The organism is Streptomyces sp. NPDC014764 (genome assembly GCF_043082785.1).
GTDB classification, from domain to species: domain Bacteria; phylum Actinomycetota; class Actinomycetes; order Streptomycetales; family Streptomycetaceae; genus Streptomyces; species Streptomyces althioticus.
Window position 1 is genome coordinate 814,644 of record NZ_JBIBXY010000001.1, and the last position, 19,032, is coordinate 833,675.

At 74.0% G+C, this 19,032-nt stretch carries 14 protein-coding genes; 7 read left to right on the plus strand and 7 right to left on the minus strand.

Going from position 1 to position 19,032, the window contains the following annotated elements; genetic code table 11:
- Together ACF1AG_RS03695 and ACF1AG_RS03700 are read left to right on the plus strand one after the other, a co-directional pair.
- Nucleotides 1-1,155 carry a glycosyltransferase gene (locus tag ACF1AG_RS03695; RefSeq protein ID WP_359607379.1) on the plus strand — a complete coding sequence of 385 codons (1,155 nt, stop codon included), beginning with the start codon at nucleotides 1-3 and terminating at the stop codon, nucleotides 1,153-1,155.
- Nucleotides 1,152-1,802, plus strand: a complete 651-nt coding sequence (locus ACF1AG_RS03700) for a lipopolysaccharide biosynthesis protein (RefSeq protein WP_359607378.1) — start codon at nucleotides 1,152-1,154, stop codon at nucleotides 1,800-1,802. The genes ACF1AG_RS03695 and ACF1AG_RS03700 overlap by 4 nt, the downstream gene beginning before the upstream one ends.
- Nucleotides 1,803-1,834: 32 nt before the next feature.
- Here the strand turns inward: ACF1AG_RS03700 and ACF1AG_RS03705 are convergent, their stop codons facing one another.
- Nucleotides 1,835-3,157, minus strand: a complete 1,323-nt coding sequence (locus ACF1AG_RS03705; protein ID WP_359607377.1) for a glycosyl hydrolase — start codon at nucleotides 3,155-3,157, stop codon at nucleotides 1,835-1,837.
- Between the two features lie 169 nt (nucleotides 3,158-3,326).
- On the opposite strand from ACF1AG_RS03705, the gene ACF1AG_RS03710 reads away from it, so the two are divergent.
- Together ACF1AG_RS03710 and ACF1AG_RS03715 are read left to right on the plus strand one after the other, a co-directional pair.
- Nucleotides 3,327-4,583 carry an ATP-grasp domain-containing protein gene (locus ACF1AG_RS03710; protein ID WP_387794427.1) on the plus strand — a complete coding sequence of 419 codons (1,257 nt, stop codon included), beginning with the start codon at nucleotides 3,327-3,329 and terminating at the stop codon, nucleotides 4,581-4,583.
- A 2-nt stretch (nucleotides 4,584-4,585) separates the two neighbouring features.
- On the plus strand, nucleotides 4,586-5,851 hold the full coding sequence (locus ACF1AG_RS03715; RefSeq protein ID WP_359607589.1) for an NAD(P)-binding domain-containing protein: 1,266 nt from the start codon (nucleotides 4,586-4,588) through the stop codon (nucleotides 5,849-5,851).
- 102 nt (nucleotides 5,852-5,953) lie between these two features.
- On the opposite strand, the gene ACF1AG_RS03720 is transcribed toward ACF1AG_RS03715, so the two are convergent.
- The 5 genes from ACF1AG_RS03720 to mmsA all read right to left on the minus strand — a co-directional run bounded on the left by ACF1AG_RS03720 (nucleotide 5,954) and on the right by mmsA (nucleotide 13,294).
- Nucleotides 5,954-6,865 carry a chaplin gene (locus ACF1AG_RS03720; RefSeq protein ID WP_359607583.1) on the minus strand — a complete coding sequence of 304 codons (912 nt, stop codon included), beginning with the start codon at nucleotides 6,863-6,865 and terminating at the stop codon, nucleotides 5,954-5,956.
- Between the two features lie 178 nt (nucleotides 6,866-7,043).
- Complete coding sequence (locus ACF1AG_RS03725) at nucleotides 7,044-7,943, minus strand: ABC transporter permease (RefSeq protein ID WP_359607585.1); 900 nt, start codon at nucleotides 7,941-7,943, stop codon at nucleotides 7,044-7,046.
- Nucleotides 7,940-10,585: an alpha/beta fold hydrolase gene (locus ACF1AG_RS03730; protein WP_359607587.1), complete on the minus strand. Its 2,646-nt coding sequence runs from the start codon at nucleotides 10,583-10,585 to the stop codon at nucleotides 7,940-7,942. Before ACF1AG_RS03730 ends, ACF1AG_RS03725 begins: the two co-directional genes overlap by 4 nt.
- 126 nt (nucleotides 10,586-10,711) lie before the next feature.
- Nucleotides 10,712-11,512 carry a hypothetical protein gene (locus ACF1AG_RS03735; RefSeq protein ID WP_359607591.1) on the minus strand — a complete coding sequence of 267 codons (801 nt, stop codon included), beginning with the start codon at nucleotides 11,510-11,512 and terminating at the stop codon, nucleotides 10,712-10,714.
- Nucleotides 11,513-11,791: 279 nt separating this feature from the next.
- A complete protein-coding gene (gene mmsA, locus ACF1AG_RS03740) occupies nucleotides 11,792-13,294 on the minus strand; it encodes a CoA-acylating methylmalonate-semialdehyde dehydrogenase (RefSeq protein WP_359603124.1) in 1,503 nt (500 codons plus the stop codon).
- A gap of 770 nt (nucleotides 13,295-14,064) precedes the next feature.
- On the opposite strand from mmsA, the gene ACF1AG_RS03745 reads away from it, so the two are divergent.
- Nucleotides 14,065-14,250 carry a MerR family transcriptional regulator gene (locus ACF1AG_RS03745; RefSeq protein WP_359603122.1) on the plus strand — a complete coding sequence of 62 codons (186 nt, stop codon included), beginning with the start codon at nucleotides 14,065-14,067 and terminating at the stop codon, nucleotides 14,248-14,250.
- 148 nt (nucleotides 14,251-14,398) lie between these two features.
- On the opposite strand, the gene ACF1AG_RS03750 is transcribed toward ACF1AG_RS03745, so the two are convergent.
- On the minus strand, nucleotides 14,399-15,442 hold the full coding sequence (locus ACF1AG_RS03750) for a zinc-dependent alcohol dehydrogenase family protein (protein ID WP_391809268.1): 1,044 nt from the start codon (nucleotides 15,440-15,442) through the stop codon (nucleotides 14,399-14,401).
- A gap of 201 nt (nucleotides 15,443-15,643) precedes the next feature.
- Here ACF1AG_RS03750 and ACF1AG_RS03755 point away from each other — a divergent pair, with 201 nt between their 5' ends.
- Both ACF1AG_RS03755 and ACF1AG_RS03760 read left to right on the plus strand, forming a co-directional pair.
- Nucleotides 15,644-15,883 (plus strand): heavy-metal-associated domain-containing protein, encoded by a 240-nt coding sequence (locus ACF1AG_RS03755; protein ID WP_359603118.1) that lies wholly within the window; start codon nucleotides 15,644-15,646, stop codon nucleotides 15,881-15,883.
- Nucleotides 15,884-16,036: 153 nt separating this feature from the next.
- Nucleotides 16,037-18,361: a heavy metal translocating P-type ATPase gene (locus tag ACF1AG_RS03760; RefSeq protein ID WP_391809269.1), complete on the plus strand. Its 2,325-nt coding sequence runs from the start codon at nucleotides 16,037-16,039 to the stop codon at nucleotides 18,359-18,361.
- The last annotated feature ends 671 nt before the right edge of the window (nucleotides 18,362-19,032 follow it).

Sequence of the window (19,032 nt, forward strand, 5' to 3'; positions counted from 1 at the left end):
ATGAGGGCGCTGCACATCATCACCGGTCTCGGCGTGGGCGGCGCCGAACAGCAGCTGCGGCTGCTGCTGCGTCATCTGCCCGTCGACTGCGACGTGGTGACGCTCACCAACCCGGGGCCGGTCGCCGAGGGCCTGCGCGCCGACGGGGTGCGGGTGCTGCACCTGGGCATGGCGGGCAACCGGGACGTGGGCGTACTGCCGCGCCTGGTCCGGGTGATCCGCTCCGGCGGCTACGACCTGGTCCACACCCACCTCTACCGGGCCTGCGTGTACGGCCGACTCGCCGCGCGCGTGGCGGGGGTGCGGGCGGTCGTGGCGACCGAGCACTCGCTGGGCGACTCCCAGATGGAGGGCCGCGCGCTCACGCAGGGCGTGCGGGCGCTGTACCTGGCGAGCGAACGGCTCGGCTCGGCGACGGTCGCCGTCTCCCCGACGGTGGCGGACCGGCTGAAGCGGTGGGGCGTGCCCGCTCCCCGGATCGAGGTCGTGCCGAACGGCATCGAACTGGACCGGTTCCGCTTCGACCCGGAGCGTCGGGAACGCACCCGCAGGCGGCTCGGGCTGCCGGACGGCGCGTTCGTCGTCGGCGGGGTGGGCCGGCTCGCCCGCGGCAAGAGGTTCGACGTGCTGGTGCGGGCGTTGGCGCGGCTTCCGGAGGACTGCTGGCTGCTGCTGGTGGGCGGCGGCCCCGAGGAGCACCTGCTGCGCCGCACCGCCCACGAGGCCGGTGTGTCCGGGCGGGTGCTGTTCACGGGGGAGCGGCCCGCCGTGCCCGACGGCTCCCCCGGGCCCGACCTCCCCTCGCTCACCTCGGCGATGGACCTGTTCGCCTCCCCGTCCACGGAGGAGGCGTTCGGTCTGGCGGCGGTGGAGGCCCTGGCCGCCGGGCTGCCCGTGCTGCACGGGTCGTGCCCGGCGATCGAGGACCTGCCGCCGGACGCCTCGGCCGGTGCGCGGCGGGTGCGCGGCGGCCCGGAGGAGTACGCCCGCGCGATCGCCGAGGTCCGCGCGGCGGGCCCGGCGCCGCGCACGGCAGCCGAGGCCGCCCGCCACTACAGCATCACCCGCAGCTCGGCCCGCCTGATGGACGTGTACGCGGCCACCGCGGCCGGCCCGTCCCCGTCCCTCAACGTCAAGGAAGCACCGTCGTCATGACCGACACCCCGACCCGTCTGCGTGTTCCGTCCCTGGACCGTGTCCGAAGACTGCCCGCCTGGTCCGCGCTGGTGGCGGGCACGCTCCTCGGCGGCCTGTCCGGCGGCGCGTACGGCCTGCTCACCCCGGCCGAGTACACGGCCACCAGTTACGTCGTGGCCGTCCCCACCGACCAGGCCGGCCCGGAGTCCGCGCGCGGTTTCGCGCAGGCGTACGGGCGGGTGGCCACCCAGCTCGCGGTGCTCGGGGACGCGCAGGTGTGGGCCGGTGTGCCGGTGCGCACCCTGCGGGACGGCGTGCGCACGGCGACCTCGCCGGACGCGCCGATGGTGTCCGTCACGGCCGTCTCCGAGCGTCCCGGTACGGCGGTCGACATGGCGAACGCGGTGGCGCGGGCGCTGACCCGGCACGCGGAGGACACCAAGGACAGCACCCGGGTGCGGCTGGTGCAGTTCTCCCGCGCGGTGAAGCCGTCCGCGCCCGCCTCCGCGTCGCCCGTGGTGACCGCCCTGGTCGGTGCGAGCGCGGGCGGGCTGCTGGGCGGTCTGGCGCTGCTGGCCCGGCCCCGCCGCGGCGGCCGCGACGGGGAACCGGCGCCCAGCGCCTCCGTGCCCGGTCCGGCCTCCGCCGCCGACGTGCCGCGGTGACGGCGGCGGGCCGGGCCGGGACGGCCCCGGCGTCACCCGGAGCGCGACCACCAGTCGAGGCGCAGGCACAGCTTGCCGCCGAGCCAGTGCTCCACCCAGCGTCCGAGGTCCAGCGGCGCGCAGTGGTCCGGCAGCTCCGGTCCCGCGGGCGGCTCGGTGGGCGACGGGGTCTGCGGGTCCTCGGGCGTGCGGCCGAAGAGGGCGTTGCGGAAGACGCGGGAGGCGTCCGGGTTGTCGTCGCACTGCCAGACGCCGTGCGGGCAGTAGTCGGTCACCGTGTGGTAGAGCGGCCGGTGCTGCTGCATCCAGGCGAGCATGCGGCGCATGTACTCGGGATTGTCGCCGTTGCGGAAAAGCCCCCACTCCGGATAGGCGATGGGCTTTCCGTGCGCCTTGGCGAAATCGACGTGCGCCTGAAGGCCGTACGGTTCTTTCACCTGTTCGTCGAAGGACATTCCGCGCGGCTGGTCGTAGGAGTCCATTCCGATGATGTCGACGGTGTCGTCGCCGGGATAGCACTCGGTCCACGGCACGGCGTCACGGCCCCGGTTGGGCGTGAACTCGAACCGGAATTTCTGGCCGGGGACGGAACGCATCGTGGTGACGATGCGGTTCCAGTACTTCTTCCAGTTCGCCGGGTCGGGCCCGCAGCGGTGGGTGTAGGTGATGCCGTTCATCTCCCAGCCGAGGACCAGGACCGTGTCGGGGATCTTCAGCTCGACGAGCCGCTCGGCGAGGGTGCGGAAGTGGTGGTCGAACTCGCCGGCCGCGCCGCGTCGCAGCAGTTCGCGGACCTCGCTGTCGGGCACGCCCGCCTCGTTGCGTTCCTGGAGCGGGACGTTGAGGACGAGCATCCGTTTGTCGTCGGCGTTGCGCCAGCGCGCCCAGTCCTCGAGGAAGCCGACGTCGCCCTCGATGTCCTTCCAGTGGTTGCCGGGCAGGTAGGTGTGGCCGACGCGCAGTTCGGCGCCGCCGAGCCAGCGGCTGAGCTGCTCCATCCGCTGCACGCCGCGCGCGTCGGACGCGAGGAAGGCGCCGAACGGCGGCACGCCCTTCGCCGGGGTGGGCACGGAGGGCGGCCGCACCTCCGGGACGGGCGGAAGCTCGGGCACGGACACGGCGGGAACGTCGACGTCGGGTGTGGGGAAGGCCGACGCGGCGGGCTCGGCGCCCGGCGCGGGCCGGGCGCCCGCGGCGGGTGTGGGGCGCTCGGTGGGGCCCGGCAGCGCGGCCCCCGCGTCGTCCATGGGCGCCGCGCCGGCCACGGGGCCCGCCGCCAGGGCGGCCGACACGGCGACCGCCGCCGCGCCCACGGCCAGGGCCCGGGCCCGGACCCGCCTGTGGTGTGGGGCCATTGGCTGCTCCTCTTCTCGCTCGCGTCCGCCTGCTGCCTGATGCCTCGCTGTTGACGAACAGTCATATGAAGTCAGCCATACGAAATACGACAGTGCCACTGCCACTGCGGCTTTCGAGTGCCGTTCTCGCCCGTGTGGGTGAGACGACGCCAGAAGAAAGTGAGAATGCGTGTCCTTGCTTGACACCCGGGTTCCCGCGGTCGTGCTGCGGATCGACCGGAATCCCTTTCACCACGGCACCCTGGGCGCGGTCCGGTCGCTCGGCCGGGCGGGGGTGGACGTCCATGTCGTCGCCGACTGCGCGGGAAGTCCCGTGGCCCGTTCGCGCTTTGTGCGCCGGCTGCACGCCCCGCCGCCCCCGGACGCGTCCGCGGACGAGGTCCTCGCCGTGCTGCGCCGGGTCGCCGCCCAGGTGGGGCGTCCGGCGGTGCTGGTGCCGATGGACGACGCCACCGCGATCACCACGGCGCGGCTGCGCGAGGAGCTCACCGGCTCCTACCTGCTGCCGGTGATGCCGTCCGCGCTGCCCGAACGCGTCGCGGACAAGGCCGAACTGGCGTCCGTGTGCGCCTCCGTGGGCGTGCCGCATCCGCGCACGGAGGTCCCGGACACCCCGGCGCGGGCCGCCGAGGACGCGCTGCGGCTCGGGCTGCCGGTGGTCGCCAAGTGGAGCCGCCCCTGGCTGCTACCGGCGGGCTCCGGGCTGCGCAGCACCCAGGTGCTGCACACCGCCCGCGAGGCGCGGGAGCTGCACGCGCGCACCGCGGAGGCGGGCAGCCCGCTGCTGCTCCAGGCGTTTCTTCCGCCCGGCACGGACCGGGACTGGTTCTTCCACGGCTACGCCGACCGCACGGGCACGGTGCGGGCCGGCGGGCCGGGCCGCAAGCACCTGTCCTGGCCGCGCGGCGCGGGACTGACCGCGGTGGGCCGCTGGACGCCCAACTCGGAGGTGATCGCGCTGGCCGAGCGCATCACCGGCGAGCTGGGCTACCGCGGGATCTTCGACCTGGACTTCCGCCGCTGCGGCGCCACCGGCCGCTACCACCTCCTCGACTTCAACCCGCGCCCCGGCGCCCAGTTCCGGCTGTTCACCGACAGCGCCGGCCTGGACGTCGTACGGGCGCTGCACGCGGACCTGACGGGGCGTCCGCTGCCGGACGGGGATCCGGTGACCGGCAGGGCGTTCGTGGTGGAGAACTACGCGCCCTTCGCCGCGCTGCGTCCCGGGCCCGGCGGACGCGAACTGGCCTGGTGGGCGGGCGACGACCGCGCCCCGGGCCTCGCGATGTGGGCCCTGTGGGCCCGTCATGTGTCCGGCCGGCTGCGCCGGCGGCTGGGCGCCGCGACCGAGGTGCCGGCGCAGCGCCCGGCGCCCCGGGCGGTCACGCCCTCCCTGACGACCGACAACGAGAAAGCGAGCAGCTGATGATGTACGACCTCCTGGTGGTGGGCGCGGGTCCGTACGGTCTGTCGATCGCGTCGCACGCGGCGGCCGCCGGACTGAACCTGCGTGTCTTCGGCCGGCCCATGGCGTCCTGGCGGGACAACATGCCGGCCGGGATGTTCCTGAAGTCGGAGCCGTGGGCGTCCAACCTGTCCGACCCGTCAGGACGCTGGCGGCTCGACGCGTACTGCACCGAGCAGGGCCTGACCGCCCGTCACGCGCACCCGATCCCGGTGGAGGACTTCGCCTCGTACGGGCTGTGGTTCGCGCGCAACGCCGTGCCCGAGGTGGACGAGCGGACGATCGCGCGGGTGTCGTCGGGACCGGAGGGCTTCAGCGCGGTCGCCGAGGACGGGGAGGTGCTGCACGCGCGGACGGTGGCGCTCGCGGTCGGCGTGATGCCGTTCATCGAGGTGCCGTCGGCGCTGCGCGGGCTGCACCCGGCGCTGGTGACGCACAGCAGCCACCACAGCGACCTGGGCCCCTTCCAGGGCAAGGACGTCACCGTCATCGGCGGGGGCCAGGCGGCGCTGGAGACGGCGGCGCTGCTCGCCGAGCAGGGCACGCGGGTGCGGGTGCTGGCGCGGGCGGAGCGACTGCGCTGGAACGACGTTCCGCCGCCGTGGGAGCGGCCGTGGTGGCAGTCGGCGCGCTCCCCGCACAGCGGTCTGGGTCCGGGCTGGCGGAACTGGTTCTACTCGGAGCGGCCGGGGCTGTTCCGGCGGCTGCCGGAGGCGACCCGGACGCGGATCGCGGCGACGGCGCTGGGTCCGGCGGGCGCCTGGTGGGTGCGGGAGCGGGTGGAGCGCGCGGTGGACCTGCTGCCGGGGCACGAGGTGACGGCGGCAGCCGCGGTGCCGGGCGGGCTGCGGCTGGAGCTGGCCGATCTGTCGGGCGCGCGGCGCACGATGGAGACGGAGCACGTGATCGCCGCCACCGGGTTCAAGGCTCACCGTGACCGGCTGGGGCTGCTGTCGGCGGAGCTGCGCGGTGCGATGACGGCACTGCCCGACGGGTCGCCGGTGCTGGACCGGGGCTTCGAGTCGTCCTACCCCGGGCTGTTCCTCGCGGGTCTGGTGTCGGCGTCCGGGTTCGGTCCGGCGATGCGGTTCGTGCACGGTGCGACGTTCACGGCGTCGACGCTGGTGCAGGGGGTTCGCAGGCGGCTGCGCGCGGCCCCGGTCCGCGGGAGCGTGCCGGTGCCGGCGGGCGCGGGCCGCGGCGGCACGCCGGCCCCGGTGCGCGGCTGACGGCGGCCCACGACGAAGTGTCCCCCGGACCGGTGGTCCGGGGGACGCTTCGTGCCGGGGGCGCGGGCTCCGGGTGGGGTCGGCCCGGTGTCCGCGGGACCGTCAGCGGCGGGCGCCGACGCGGCCGCGGCGGTACAGCATGGCCCCGCCGGTGAGCAGCACGGCGCCGGCGGCGGACGCGGCCATCAGGCCGTCGGTGCCGGTCTCGGCGAGGTGCGGCGGGCCGTCCGGGGTGTGGACGGCCGGCGGCTCGACCGGGGTCGGCGGCGTCTTGACCGTGGGCGGCTCGGGCTTGTCCTTCTCGGGCGTCTTCTCCGGCTCCTTCTCCTCGTGGCCGGACTCGTTGACGCAGGTGTTGTCGCTCGCCGCGTTGAACAGCCCCACGACGTTGACGCTGTTGCCGCAGGCGTTCACCGGCACGTGGATCGGCGCCTGGATGAGGTTGCCGGACAGCAGGCCGGGCGAGCCCTTGGCGGCGCCGACCGCGTGGGCCCCGCCGCTCTCGGAGTGCGAGACGCCCGAGGAGGCCTCGTGGTGGGAGTGCGCCGAGCGGTCCGAGGACTTCTTCTCGCCGTGCGAGCCCTCGGAGACGTTGGCGCAGGTGTTGCCGGAGGCGCTGTTGCCCACGCCGCCGACGGTGACGTCGTTGCCGCACGCGTTCACGGGGGCGTGGACGGGCGCCTGCACGTTGTTCCCGGAGAGCACGCCGGGCGAGCCCTCGGCGCCGCCGGCCGCGGTGGCGCCGCCGGCCTTCTCACCGTGGCCGCCGGACTCGTTGACGCAGGTGTTGTCGGACGCGCTGTTGAAGGCGCCCACGGCGGTGACGGTGTTGCCGCACGCGTTCACCGGCACGTGGACCGGCGCCTGCACGTTGTTCCCGGACAGCACACCGGGAGAATCCTCGGCACCGCCCCCCGCGAACGAGTCGGCGAGGGCGGGGGTTCCGTACAGGGACAGAATGCCCGTGGCGGCAGCGGCCGCCGTGAACACTCCCCTGCTCAGGGTCTGTCGCAATGTGGTTGTCTTCCTGCTTGAAGATGGGAGGCCGGCCCCGGCATGGAGAGAGGCGGCCGAGGCCGCGCGTCACGGCCCCGGCTGTCCTGTGGCCTGTCTCCCTCTCCAACCCTGCTGCGCGGGATCGGTTGCGCAGGTTCACCCGGTCGGCCGCGTGCCCGTCACGCGGCCCGGGGCGTCAGGACACCACGTCCTTGCGCGCGAACCCGCGGAAGGCCAGCGCGAACAGCACGAGCGCGTACGTCACGGACACCGACGCGCCCTGGATCATGCCCGACCATTCCGGGGTGGGCTGGACGGCGTCCGCCCAGGCGAACTGCCAGTGGGCGGGCAGGAAGTGCCGCCAGTCACCGAGGGCGGTGACGGCGTCCAGGACGTTGCCGACGATGGTCAGGCCGACGGCTCCGCCGACCGCGCCCAGCGGGGCGTCGGTGCGGGTGGACAGCCAGAACGCCAGTGCGGCGGTGACCAGTTGCGACACGAACAGGTACGCGACGATCACCACGAGCCGCCCGGCCGCGGTGCCCGGGTCGAGCGTGCCGCCGGTGGGGATGTGCAGCGGGCCCCAGCCGTAGGCGACGGTGCCGACGGCGAGCGCCACCACCGGCAGCAGGATCATCGCGGCGAGGCTCAGGCCCAGTCCGACGATCAGCTTGGACCACAGCAGCCGCATCCGGGGCACGGGCGCGGCGAGCAGGTAGCGCAGGGAGGACCAGCCGGCCTCCGAGGCGACGGTGTCCCCGCAGAACAGGGCGACCGGGATGACCAGCAGGAATCCCGCCGACACGAACAGGCTGACGGCGGCGAAGTTGGCGCCGGACGCGGTGGCCGTGTCCATCAGGTTGATCCGGCTGTTGCGGCCCTCCGGTTCGCCGCCGACCGCGAAGGCGATCACCAGCACGAAGGGCAGCGCGGCGAGGACCGCGCCCATGACGAGGGTGCGCCGCCGCTTGAGCTGGCGGATCAGCTCGACCCGCAGCGGCAGGGTGCGGCCGGCGCGGTAGCCGACGGCGGTCTCCGCGGGGGCGGCCGGCCCGGGAGCCGTGGACTCCTCGGCCCGCTCGGTGAGCGCGCTCATGCGGATCCTCCGATCAGGGTGAGGAAGGCGTCCTCGAGGCGGCGGTGGGGGCCCACGGACGTCACGGGCACCTCCAGCCGGACCAGTTCCGCGATCAGCGCGGGGGCGCTGCCGTCGGCGCCGAGCCGCACCAGCAGCCCTTCGTCGGTGCGGACGGCGGACTCCACTCCGGGCAGCGCGGCGACCTTCTCGGCGAGTGGCTCCTCGACGGGCGTGACGGTGCCGACGAGGAGGGTGTCGCCGGAGCCGACGATGTCGTGGACCGGTCCGGCCTGGACCAGCCGGCCGCGGTCCATGACGACGAGGTGGGTGCAGGACTGCTCGACCTCCGCCAGCAGATGGCTGGAGACGATCACCGTGCGTCCGGCGGCCGCGTACCGGATCATCACCTCGCGCATCTCGCGGATCTGCGGCGGGTCGAGGCCGTTGGTCGGTTCGTCGAGGATCAGCAGGTCGGGCAGGCCGAGCATGGCCTGGGCGATGGCGAGGCGCTGGCGCATGCCCTGCGAGTAGGTGCGCACGGCGCGGGCGAGGGCGTCGCCGAGGCCGGCGATCTCCAGGGCCTCGTCGAGGTGGGCGTCCTCGGGCGGGCGGCCGGTGGCGGCCCAGTACAGCTCGAGGTTCTCCCGGCCGGACAGGTGCGGCAGGAAGCCGGCGCCCTCGACGAAGGCGCCGACCCGGGACAGCACGGGCGAGCCGGGGCGCACCGCGTGGCCGAACACGCGGATCTCGCCGTCGTCGGGCTTGATGAGGCCCATCAGCATGCGCAGGGTGGTGGTCTTGCCGGCCCCGTTGGGTCCGAGCAGGCCGAGCACCTGGCCCTTCTCCACCCGGAACGACAGGTCCCGTACGGCGTACCGGTCGGCGGAGCGTGCGTACCGCTTGCTCAGGCCGGTGATCTGGAGGGGGACGTCGGCCAGATCGGGGTCCGGGGCCGGGGCCGTGGTACGGCGGCGGGCGGTGAGGAGCAGCGCGAGGGCGGTCACGGCGCCGGCGACGGGCAGCCACACCACCCAGGCGGGCAGCGGGGCCGCGGCGGTGGTGACGCCGGGTGCGGTGGGCACGGTGAGGTCGCTCCTCAGCGCCACGGTGTACGTGGCCGGGGCGGCCGGGGAGGCGTAGGCGAGGTCGGTGGAGGCGAGGACGAGCCGCAGCCGGTGGCCCTTGCGGACCTCGTGGTCGACGGCCGGGAGGGTGAGCTCCACGTCCTTGCCGGAGCGGGCGCCCTCGACGCGGACGGGGGTGACGAGCTGGGAGGGCAGTACCTGCTGCCGGCCGTCCGGGCCGACGTCGTAGAGCTTGGCGAAGAGGACGGCGTCGTCGCTGGTGGACCTGACCCGCGCGGTGACGGTCGGGGAGCCGGTGACGTGCAGGTCGCGGGTGACGGGGGCGGACTCGAAGCGGGCGTGCTGGCCCGGGAAGTCGAGGGAGACGCCGATGCCGAGGGAGGAGAGCTGGGAGAGGCCGCCGGAGCCGCCGATGCCGGGCAGGGCGGACACGGCGGGCGGGTTGGCGCCGGCCGGGTTGGCGAAGCGCTGCTCACGGCCCGTCAGCCGCACGGCCCGCTCGCCGCTGTGCAGGCCCGGGTAGGCGTCGGCGCTCGCGCCGCGCAACTGGGCCCGTCCGTCGGTGGAGTCGACGCCTCCGGTGCGGGTGACGCGGAAGGCGGGACCCGTGTCGGCGCCCTTCTCGCCCTTGAGGTAGCGGTCGAACCAGGCGCGGACGCGTGCCTGCAGGCGGTCGGTCTCGGGGTCGCCGCCGTCGTGGCCGCCCGCCAGCCAGTCGACCTTGACGGGGGCGCCGTTGGCGCGGATCGCACGGGCTGCGGCGTCGGCGTGGCCGAGCGGGAACAGGGAGTCGGTCTGCCCCTGCATCAGCAGCGTGGGCACGTCGATGCGGTCGGCGACGGCGGCCGGGGAACGCGCCTCGAGGAGCGCGCGGGCCTGTGCGTCGGGGACGCCGGACTCGGCGACCCGCTCGTACATGGCGCACAGCTCGGGCTCGAAGCGGGCACAGCCGCCGCCGGACGTGACGAAGGCCCCGGCCCACAGCTTCTTGAACACGCCGTCGGGGAAGAGGGCTTCGGCGAGGTCGAAGTAGGTGATGGCGGGGGCCACGGCGTCGACGCGGTCGTCGTACCCGGCGCCGAGGAGGGCGATCGCCCCGCCGTAGGAGTTGCCGGCCATGCCGACGCGGGGGTCGCCGTCCTTGTCGAGCTGGATCTCGGGCTGTTCGGCCAGCCAGTCGAGCAGCCGGGAGACGTCGGCGACCTCGCCCCGGGGGTCGTTCAGCCCGATCTTCCCGGTGGACCTGCCGAAGCCGCGCGCGGACCAGGTGAGGACGGCGTACCCGTCGCGGGCGAGGTCCTCGGCCTGTGCGCGGACGTCCTCCTTGCTGCCGCCGAAGCCGTGCCCGAGCAGCACGGCGGGACGGCCGCCCTCGGGGCCCGCGGTGAAGTAGGAGGTGTCGATGCGCACCCCGTCGTCCGTTGCCATGACGCGGTCGGCCCGGCGCACCCGGGGCTCGTCGTCGGAGGCGACGGCGGTCCAGGTGCCGGCCCCGGCGAGCACGACGACGGCGGCCGCGGCGGCGAGGGCACGCCGGGGCCACGGCCGCCGGAGGCGGGGCAGTCGAAGATCCATGCGTCAACCGTACGGGGTCCACCTGTCGGTCCGTTGTCGACCGGAGACCGAACCTGGGGACCTCCCGGGGGTGTACGCGGCTGCGGCCGTGTACCGCGGTCGCGGTACACGGGCCCGAGGGTTCCGTCAGCCGACGCGGCGCTCCCGGACCCCGTCCGCCTCGAAGTCGTAGATCCGGTCGTTGATGCGCAGGCCGTCGACGGCCCCGATCCACATGTGGTCACGTCCCTTGCCGACGGCGGCGGTGAGGACGGTCGCCTCCTCGCCCCCGTCGTCGAGCGACTCCTTCAAGGCGGCGAAGGTGCACGGGGTCGCCTGGGTGCACTCCGTCTCGTTGCCCGTCAGGTACCAGTGTCCGGTGGTCGTGGCGTTCAGGAACGGGCTCCAGCGGTTGGTCTGGGTGACCGCGTCCGGGACCCACACCATGGTCGAGTAGTCGTCCTGGAGGTCACTCAGGTTCGGATCGATCTCGAACCTGATGTTCGGCAGGTTCCTCGGGCCGCCGTAGGTGACGTTCTCACCGGTCTGGAAGACATGGAAGCCCAGCTCCCGCAGGTCGCGGACCCGGTCGCCGAAGAAGTCGACCTCGTTGCCGAAGTCGGCCTTCTCGCTGGGCGGGGTCAGCGTGGTGGAGTTGTCCGCCACCTCGATGCCCAGGCTGCCCTGCCCGTAGGGCGGTCCGGCTTCCGCTACCGGCACGCCGAACGAGCCGAACGGGCCGTTCCTGAGCGCGGCGACGGGCGAGCCGATCGTGTTGCGGGTGATCACCCCCCAGTGGTCCGCGCCGCTCCCGTTGCCGTGCCCGTCGCCGTCGCCCTTCGGGCTGCCGTCCGCCGAAGCGGGGGCCGTTCCCAGCAGGGCCGCTGCGGCGACCGCGGCGACGGCCGCGGCCACCAGCGTCCCGCCCCGCGTCTTCGCAAAGCGCATCTTCACGCTCACTCCTTGCCTGTGGCTGACGACCGGGCGCTCGCCCGGTCGCGGTCCGGCGGGGTCCCGGCATCCGGTCGGGTCGCCGCCCGCTACAGCGTCCACGTGAAGAAACGGTGAAGGCGCGCCGTCAGGCCCCTTGTTTCGCCCATTCGGTCCGATCAACACGCGAATGGACGCGCCATGGCCGCGCGGAGGAGGCGCACGGAACGCCCCGCGGGCCGGAGCCGTGTGCGGTGAGCACGGCTCCGGCCCGCGGGTGCCGGTCCGGACGGACGGTCAGTGGTTGCGCGGGAAGCCCAGGTCGACGCCGGAGGGGGCGTCCGCCGGGTCGGGCCAGCGGGTCGTGACGACCTTTCCGCGGGTGTAGAAGTGCGTGCCGTCGTTGCCGTAGATGTGGTGGTCGCCGAAGAGGGAGTCCTTCCAGCCGCCGAAGGAGTGGTAGCCCACGGGGACCGGGATCGGGACGTTGACGCCGACCATGCCGGCCTCGACCTCGAGCTGGAAGCGGCGGGCGGCGCCGCCGTCGCGGGTGAAGATGGCCGTGCCGTTGCCGAACGGCGAGGCGTTGATGAGGTCCAGGGCCTCCTCGTACGTGTCGGCGCGCAGCACGCACAGGACGGGGCCGAAGATCTCGTCCTGGTAGGCCTTGGCGGTGGTCGGCACCTTGTCGAGCAGGGAGATGCCGATCCAGTGGCCGTTCTCGTGGCCGTCGACGGTGTAGCCGGTGCCGTCGAGGACGACCTCGGCGCCCTCGTCGGCCGCGCCGGCGACGTAGGAGGCGACCTTGTCGCGGTGGGTCGCGGTGATCAGCGGGCCCATCTCGGAGGCGGGGTCGTCGCCGGGGCCGATCTTGATCTTCTCGGCGCGCTCGCGGATCTTCTCCACCAGCTCGTCGCCGATCGCGCCGACGGCGACGACCGCGGAGATCGCCATGCAGCGCTCGCCGGCCGAGCCGTAGGCGGCGGACACGGCCGCGTCGGCGGCCGCGTCGAGGTCGGCGTCGGGCAGCACCAGCATGTGGTTCTTGGCGCCGCCGAGGGCCTGGACGCGCTTGCCGTTGGCGGAGGCGGTGGTGTGGATGTAGCGGGCGATGGGCGTGGAGCCGACGAAGGACACGGCCTTGACGTCCGGGTGCTCGAGGAGGCGGTCGACGGCCACCTTGTCGCCGTGCACGACGTTGAACACGCCCTCGGGCAGTCCGGCCTCGGCGAGCAGCTCGGCGAGGCGGACGGAGGCGGACGGGTCCTTCTCACTGGGCTTCAGCACGAAGGTGTTGCCGCAGGCGATGGCGACGGGGAACATCCACATCGGCACCATCGCCGGGAAGTTGAACGGGGTGATGCCGGCGACCACGCCGAGCGGCTGGCGGATGGACGCCACGTCCACGCGGCTGGCGACCTGGGTGGACAGCTCGCCCTTGAGCTGGACGTTGATGCCGCAGGCCAGGTCGACGATCTCCAGGCCGCGTGCGACCTCGCCGAGGGCGTCGGAGTGCACCTTGCCGTGCTCGGCGGTGATCAGCTCGGCGATCTCGTCGCGGTGGGCGTCGAGCAGGGCGCGGAACTTGAAGAGGATCGAGGTGCGCTGCGCGAGGGAGGACTGGCCCCAGGTGCGGAACGCCTCCTTGGCGGCGGCGACCGCGGCGTCGACCTCCTCGACGGAGGCGAAGGCGACCTTGGTGGTGACCTCGCCGGTCGCCGGGTTCGTCACCGGGCCGTAGGTTCCCGAGGCGCCTTCGGCGGTCTTGCCGCCGATCCAGTGGTTGACGATCTTCGTCATGACCGAGAACTCCTTCGCAGATGGCGGCGTCGGGTGGAGACGTGCCGTTCGTACAGCTCGTGCGGTGGTGCCGCGGGCGGGCGCGCCGCGGCGGCGGCCACGGGTCCATCCCACCAGGGCCGGGGTGCCGGGCGGGCCCGACACTGTGTCGGCCGTTCGGGTCCCCGAGTGGACACATGGGTCCCGGGGGCGGGCGTCCGGGACGGTCGTACCTCCGGCGCGGGGCCGCGGCGGGCGGGGAGTCGTCGCTCGCACCTCGCTCCTGCCAAAGCGAGGCGGCCTCCCGCGCCGGAGGCGATCTGTGACGGGGCGACGCCGTGGACGCCCCGACGGCCGGGAAGCGCCCGGCGACGGTGGAGGCTCGCCATGACGCTCCCTTCGGACGTCTCGTCCGCCCTGCGGGGTCCGAGGGCTCTCCCCGGTTCTAGCCCCGTCCATGAAGCCCTGTCAATGTTTTGTCCGGACATTCGGACGAGAACGCGTAAGTGGGGGTACGGAAGGGAGCGCCGGTACGGGTCGGAACGTCCCGGAGTCAATGCGCCCCGCCGGTGTGCCGGTGTGCGCCTGTGCGTCACTCCTGTCACAAACGCTCCCGTCGCGTCACGGATGTCACACGCGGGCGGCCCTTCCGTCACACCCGCGCACGAGCCCTCTCCGTGAGCGGAACGGCTCGTTCTCCCGCACGACGCTTGTCGATCGCCAGCGCACGCCCGGCTCCCCCTGACGGCCACCCCCGGCCGCCGCCGTGGCGGGCGCGGGGAGGTGCACACATGACCGAGCTGTGGTCGTACAAGGACATCGCGGCCCACATCAAGGTGCGGCCGGACACTGTCCGTTCCTACCGCAAGCACGGCCTGCTGCCGCCGCCGGACCGGGTGGAGCACGGGAAGCCCTACTGGTACCCCGACACGGTCCGCCGCTGGGTCGCCGCCCGTCCCGGCAACCGCCGGGGCTGACCTCCGCACCACGACGCCGTGCCCCCCGACCACACGGGGGCACGGCGTCCGTGCACGCGCTCAGCGCCAGGGCTCGACCACCGTCACCCCGGCCGCCGGGGCGGCGCCCAGCCCCCCGACCACACCCGGACACAGCGTCCGCACGCCCTCAGCGCCAAGGCTCGACCACCGTCACCCCGGCCGCCGGGGCGGCGCCCATCGCCGCCAGCGCCGCGGGCACCGCGTCCAGGCCGATCACCGAGGTCACCAGCAGGTCGGGGCGGAGCACCCCGGCGCGCACCAGGTCCAGCATCGGCGGGTAGGCGTGGGCGGCCATGCCGTGGCTGCCGAGGATCTCCAGCTCCAGGGCGACTGCGCGGGCCATGGGCACGGGCGTGGTGCCCGTCTCCGAGGGGAGCAGGCCCACCTGGACGTGCCTGCCCCGCCTGCGCAGGCCGTTCACCGAGGCGGCGCAGGTGACGGGAGCGCCCAGGGCGTCCAGGGAGAGGTGGGCGCCGCCGCCGGCCAGCTCACGGACCGCGGCTGCGGGGTCGTCCACGGCGGAGGCGTCCACGCACTCCGCCGCGCCGAACCGCCGGGCCAGCTCGAGGGCGCCCGGTGACACGTCGACCGCGACGACGCGTGCGCCGGCCGCCGCCGCGATCATCACCGCGGACAGGCCGACGCCCCCGCAGCCGTGCACCGCCACCCACTCCCCCGCCGCGACCCGGCCCTGCTGGACCACGGCCCGGTAGGCGGTGGCGAAGCGGCAGCCGAGGGAGGCGGCGGTGGCGTACGCCATGCCGTCGGGGACGGCGACCAGGTTCACGTCGGCGTGGTCGAGGGCCACGTACTGGGCGAAGGAGCCCCAGTGGGTGAAGCCGGGCTGGGTCTGGCGCTCGCACACCTGCTGGTCGCCGGCCGCGCAGGCGGGGCAGGAGCCGCAGGCGCAGACGAACGGCACGGTGACCCGGTCCCCGGCGCGCCAGCGGGTGACCCGGGGGCCCGCCGCCTCGACGACCCCGGCGAGTTCGTGGCCGGGAACGTGCGGGAGGGCGACGTCCGGGTCGTGGCCCTGCCATGCGTGCCAGTCACTGCGGCACAGGCCGGTCGCCTCCACGCGGACCACCACCCCGTGCTCCGCCGGCTCCGGGTCCGCGACCTCGCGTACCTCGGCCGGTTCCCCGTACCGCTCGAACACCACCGCTCGCATGCCAGGTCCCGCCTTCCGGTGATCGCCGCTGTCGGCGGAACGGTATCCCCGGGCCGGCGCGCACCGGTCCCCGGGCCGTCCGGTACCCGCGTTCGCCCGTCCTGGATTCATACCCCCTAGGGGTATAGTGTTGACATGGAGGGTCCTCATGGACCCCTCCGCCCCCCTGCACACCCCACAAGCCCCGACGAGGAGAACGACATGACCTCCCAGACCGACACCCAGGGTTCCGTCACCACCGTCTACAAGGTGACCGGGATGAGCTGCGGGCACTGCGAGGGCGCCGTCTCCGGCGAGATCTCCCAGCTCCCCGGCGTCAGCTCGGTGACGGCCGTCGCCTCCTCCGGCGAGGTGACCGTGGTCTCCGCGGCACCGCTCGACGAGGAGGCCGTGCGCGCCGCCGTAGACGAGGCGGGCTTCGAGCTGGCCGGAACGGTCTGATCCGGAGCCGTACGCCTTCGACAGCACCCCGCGCGGCGTGAACCGGGCCGCACCGGCCACCCGGCAACCGGCACCCCCGGCCGCCCTGGCCCCAACGGCCCTTCCGGCCCGGCGCGCCGCCGCCCGCATCCCGGACGTCCCAGGAGCACGGACATGACCAGCACCACCGCCCCCGAGGCTCCGGCCGCCGCCGGGCAGCCGGCCTTCTCGGAGGTCGAGCTGCTCATCGGCGGGATGACCTGCGCCTCCTGCGCGGCCCGCGTCGAGAAGAAGCTCAACCGCATGGACGGCGTCACCGCCACGGTGAACTACGCGACCGAGAAGGCCCGGATCACCTGTCCGCCGGGCGTCGAGGTCGCCGATCTGATCACCACGGTGGTGAAGACCGGCTACACCGCGGAGGAGCCGGCGCCCCCACGGCGGGACGACAAGGAGGGCACCGCCCCGGGGACCGACCCGGAGACGGCCGCCCTGCGTACCCGGCTGATCGTCTCCGCGCTGCTCGCGCTGCCGGTCGTCCTGCTCGCCATGATCTCCCCGCTCCAGTTCGACAACTGGCAGTGGCTCTCCCTGACCCTCGCCGCGCCGGTCGTGGTGTGGGGCGCCGCGCCCTTCCACCGGGCCGCCTGGACCAATCTGCGGCACGGAGCGGCCACCATGGACACCCTGGTGTCGGTGGGCACGCTGGCCGCGTTCGGCTGGTCGCTGTGGGCGCTGTTCCTGGGCGACGCGGGCGAGCCGGGCATGCGGCACCCCTTCGAGCTGACCGTGTCCCGCACCGACGGCGCCTCCATGATCTACCTGGAGGTCGCCGCCGGGGTCACCGCGTTCCTCCTGCTCGGCCGCTATCTGGAGGCCCGCTCCAAGCGGCAGGCGGGCGCCGCGCTGCGGGCGCTGATGGAGCTGGGCGCCAAGGACGTCACCGTCCTGCGACACGAGGACGGCGAGCGCCGAGCGCCCTCGGCCGAGGGCGGCGCCGGGAGACGGGCTGGCGTACGCGAAGTGCGGGTGCCGGCCGAGAGGCTGTCCGTGGGCGACCGCTTCGTGGTGCGCCCCGGGGAGAAGATCGCCACCGACGGCACGGTCGTGGAGGGCTCCTCCGCCGTGGACGCGTCCATGCTCACCGGCGAGTCCGTGCCGGTGGACGTGACCGTGGGCGACACCGTCACCGGCGCGACCGTCAACGCGGGCGGCCGGCTGGTGGTCGAGGCCACCCGGATCGGCGCGGACACCCAGCTCGCGCGGATGGCGAAGCTGGTGGAGGACGCGCAGACCGGCAAGGCGCAGGTGCAGCGGCTCGCCGACCGGATCGCCGGGGTTTTCGTGCCGGTGGTGCTGCTGATCGCGGCCGGCACCTTCGGGCTCTGGCTGGGCAACACCGGAGACACGGTCGCCGCGTTCACCGCGGCCGTCGCCGTACTGATCATCGCCTGCCCCTGCGCCCTCGGCCTCGCCACGCCGACCGCGCTGATGGTCGGCACCGGGCGGGGCGCCCAGCTCGGCATCCTCATCAAGGGCCCCGAGGTGCTGGAGTCCACCCGGCGCGTGGACACGGTCGTCCTGGACAAGACGGGCACCGTCACCACCGGCCGGATGTCCCTGCGCACGGTGCACGCCGCCGAGGGCACCGACGAGCGGGAGCTGCTGCGGCTCGCGGGCGCCCTGGAGCACGCCTCCGAGCACCCCGTGGCCCGCGCGGTCGCCGCGGGCGCGGAGGAGCGCGTGGGCACGCTGCCCGAGGTGGAGCGGTTCGAGAACGTCCCCGGCCGGGGCGTGCGCGGGCGTGTGGACGGCCGCGAGGTGGCCGTGGGGCGGCTGACCGAGGTGTTCGGGGAGCTGCCGCCGGAGCTGGCGCGGGCCAAGGAGGACGCCGAGCGCGCCGGGCACACCGCGGTGGTGGCCGGCTGGGACGGGGTGGCACGCGGCGTCCTCGCCGTCGCCGACACGGTGAAGGAGACCAGCGCCGAGGCGGTCCGCGAACTGCGGGCGCTGGGCCTCACGCCGGTGCTGCTGACCGGCGACAACCGGGCGGTGGCCGAGGCGGTCGCACGCACCGTCGGCATCGACGAGGACCGGGTGATCGCCGAGGTGCTGCCCGCGGACAAGGCCGACGTGGTGAGACGTCTCCAGAAGGAGGGGCGAAGCGTCGCCATGGTCGGCGACGGCGTCAACGACGCGGCCGCGCTGGCCGTCGCCGATCTGGGTCTGGCCCTGGGCACCGGGACGGACGCGGCGATCGAGGCGGGCGACCTGACCCTGGTCCGCGGCGATCTGAGGGTGGCCGCGGACGCGATACGGCTGTCGCGTCGCACCCTGTCCACGATCAAGGGCAACCTCGTGTGGGCCTTCGGCTACAACGTGGCCGCGCTGCCGCTGGCCGCCGCCGGACTGCTGAACCCGATGATCGCCGGGGCGGCCATGGCCTTCTCGTCGGTCTTCGTGGTGACCAACAGTCTGCGGCTCCGGTCATTTCATTGAGGTCTCAAGTGGGCAGTACCCCTGGAGTCCGGTAAGACCCTCACATAAGCTCTTCACAAGCCTCGCGCATCTTCCTTACGCTTGGGTCTCGTGAGAGGTTTGCGGCCTCCTGCGCAGTGTGGGGACATGTGCAAGAGACGCAGATCACAGTGATCTGAACGTAACCATCGAAGGGGTTCGAAGGTCTAAGTTGGCGATGTCGGGCAGCGTCTTGGGGGGCGCTACCTGGCATCTGGAGATGTCTTGGGGGACTTCTCCAGAGATTGCGTTGCCGGGGCACGTGCCCAGGGAAGCTTTGAGCGGCCCTCCCGACGTGCGTTGTCCCGGCAGACCGCACACCGACGAGTGCGGGCGGGTTCAGGTCCGTCCGTGCTCACACAGCGATTCAGGCGCTGTCCTCACAAGCGCCCGGCCGGATCCCGTGGGGGGAATCCGCACCGGGACATGGGAAGGCGCCCTGGTACGTCGGCCCGTGGGGGGACCGGCGGCCGGGGCGCCTTTTCCTTTGCGGTTGCGGTTGCGGCAAGCCCCCGAAGAGGCGCGTGCAGCACGCCGAAGGGGCGGGGGGAACACGCCGAAGGGGCGCGGGGAACTGCGCGACCAGCCACAGCCGGCCTGCAGTCGCCCACGCCCCTCAGGACACGAACGCTTACGCGCCCGACACCCGCACC

Excerpts from the sequence above, each read along its gene's own strand:
- ACF1AG_RS03695 (WP_359607379.1), top strand. The coding sequence starts at position 1 with ATGAGGGCGCTGCACATCATCACCGGTCTCGGCGTGGGCGGCGCCGAA.
- ACF1AG_RS03700 (WP_359607378.1), top strand. The coding sequence starts at position 1,152 with ATGACCGACACCCCGACCCGTCTGCGTGTTCCGTCCCTGGACCGTGTC.
- ACF1AG_RS03705 (WP_359607377.1), bottom strand. The coding sequence starts at position 3,157 with ATGGCCCCACACCACAGGCGGGTCCGGGCCCGGGCCCTGGCCGTGGGC.
- ACF1AG_RS03715 (WP_359607589.1), top strand. The coding sequence starts at position 4,586 with ATGTACGACCTCCTGGTGGTGGGCGCGGGTCCGTACGGTCTGTCGATC.
- ACF1AG_RS03725 (WP_359607585.1), bottom strand. The coding sequence starts at position 7,943 with ATGAGCGCGCTCACCGAGCGGGCCGAGGAGTCCACGGCTCCCGGGCCG.
- ACF1AG_RS03730 (WP_359607587.1), bottom strand. The coding sequence starts at position 10,585 with ATGGATCTTCGACTGCCCCGCCTCCGGCGGCCGTGGCCCCGGCGTGCC.
- ACF1AG_RS03735 (WP_359607591.1), bottom strand. The coding sequence starts at position 11,512 with ATGCGCTTTGCGAAGACGCGGGGCGGGACGCTGGTGGCCGCGGCCGTC.
- mmsA (WP_359603124.1), bottom strand. The coding sequence starts at position 13,294 with ATGACGAAGATCGTCAACCACTGGATCGGCGGCAAGACCGCCGAAGGC.
- ACF1AG_RS03745 (WP_359603122.1), top strand. The coding sequence starts at position 14,065 with ATGACCGAGCTGTGGTCGTACAAGGACATCGCGGCCCACATCAAGGTG.
- ACF1AG_RS03750 (WP_391809268.1), bottom strand. The coding sequence starts at position 15,442 with ATGCGAGCGGTGGTGTTCGAGCGGTACGGGGAACCGGCCGAGGTACGC.
- ACF1AG_RS03755 (WP_359603118.1), top strand. The coding sequence starts at position 15,644 with ATGACCTCCCAGACCGACACCCAGGGTTCCGTCACCACCGTCTACAAG.
- ACF1AG_RS03760 (WP_391809269.1), top strand. The coding sequence starts at position 16,037 with ATGACCAGCACCACCGCCCCCGAGGCTCCGGCCGCCGCCGGGCAGCCG.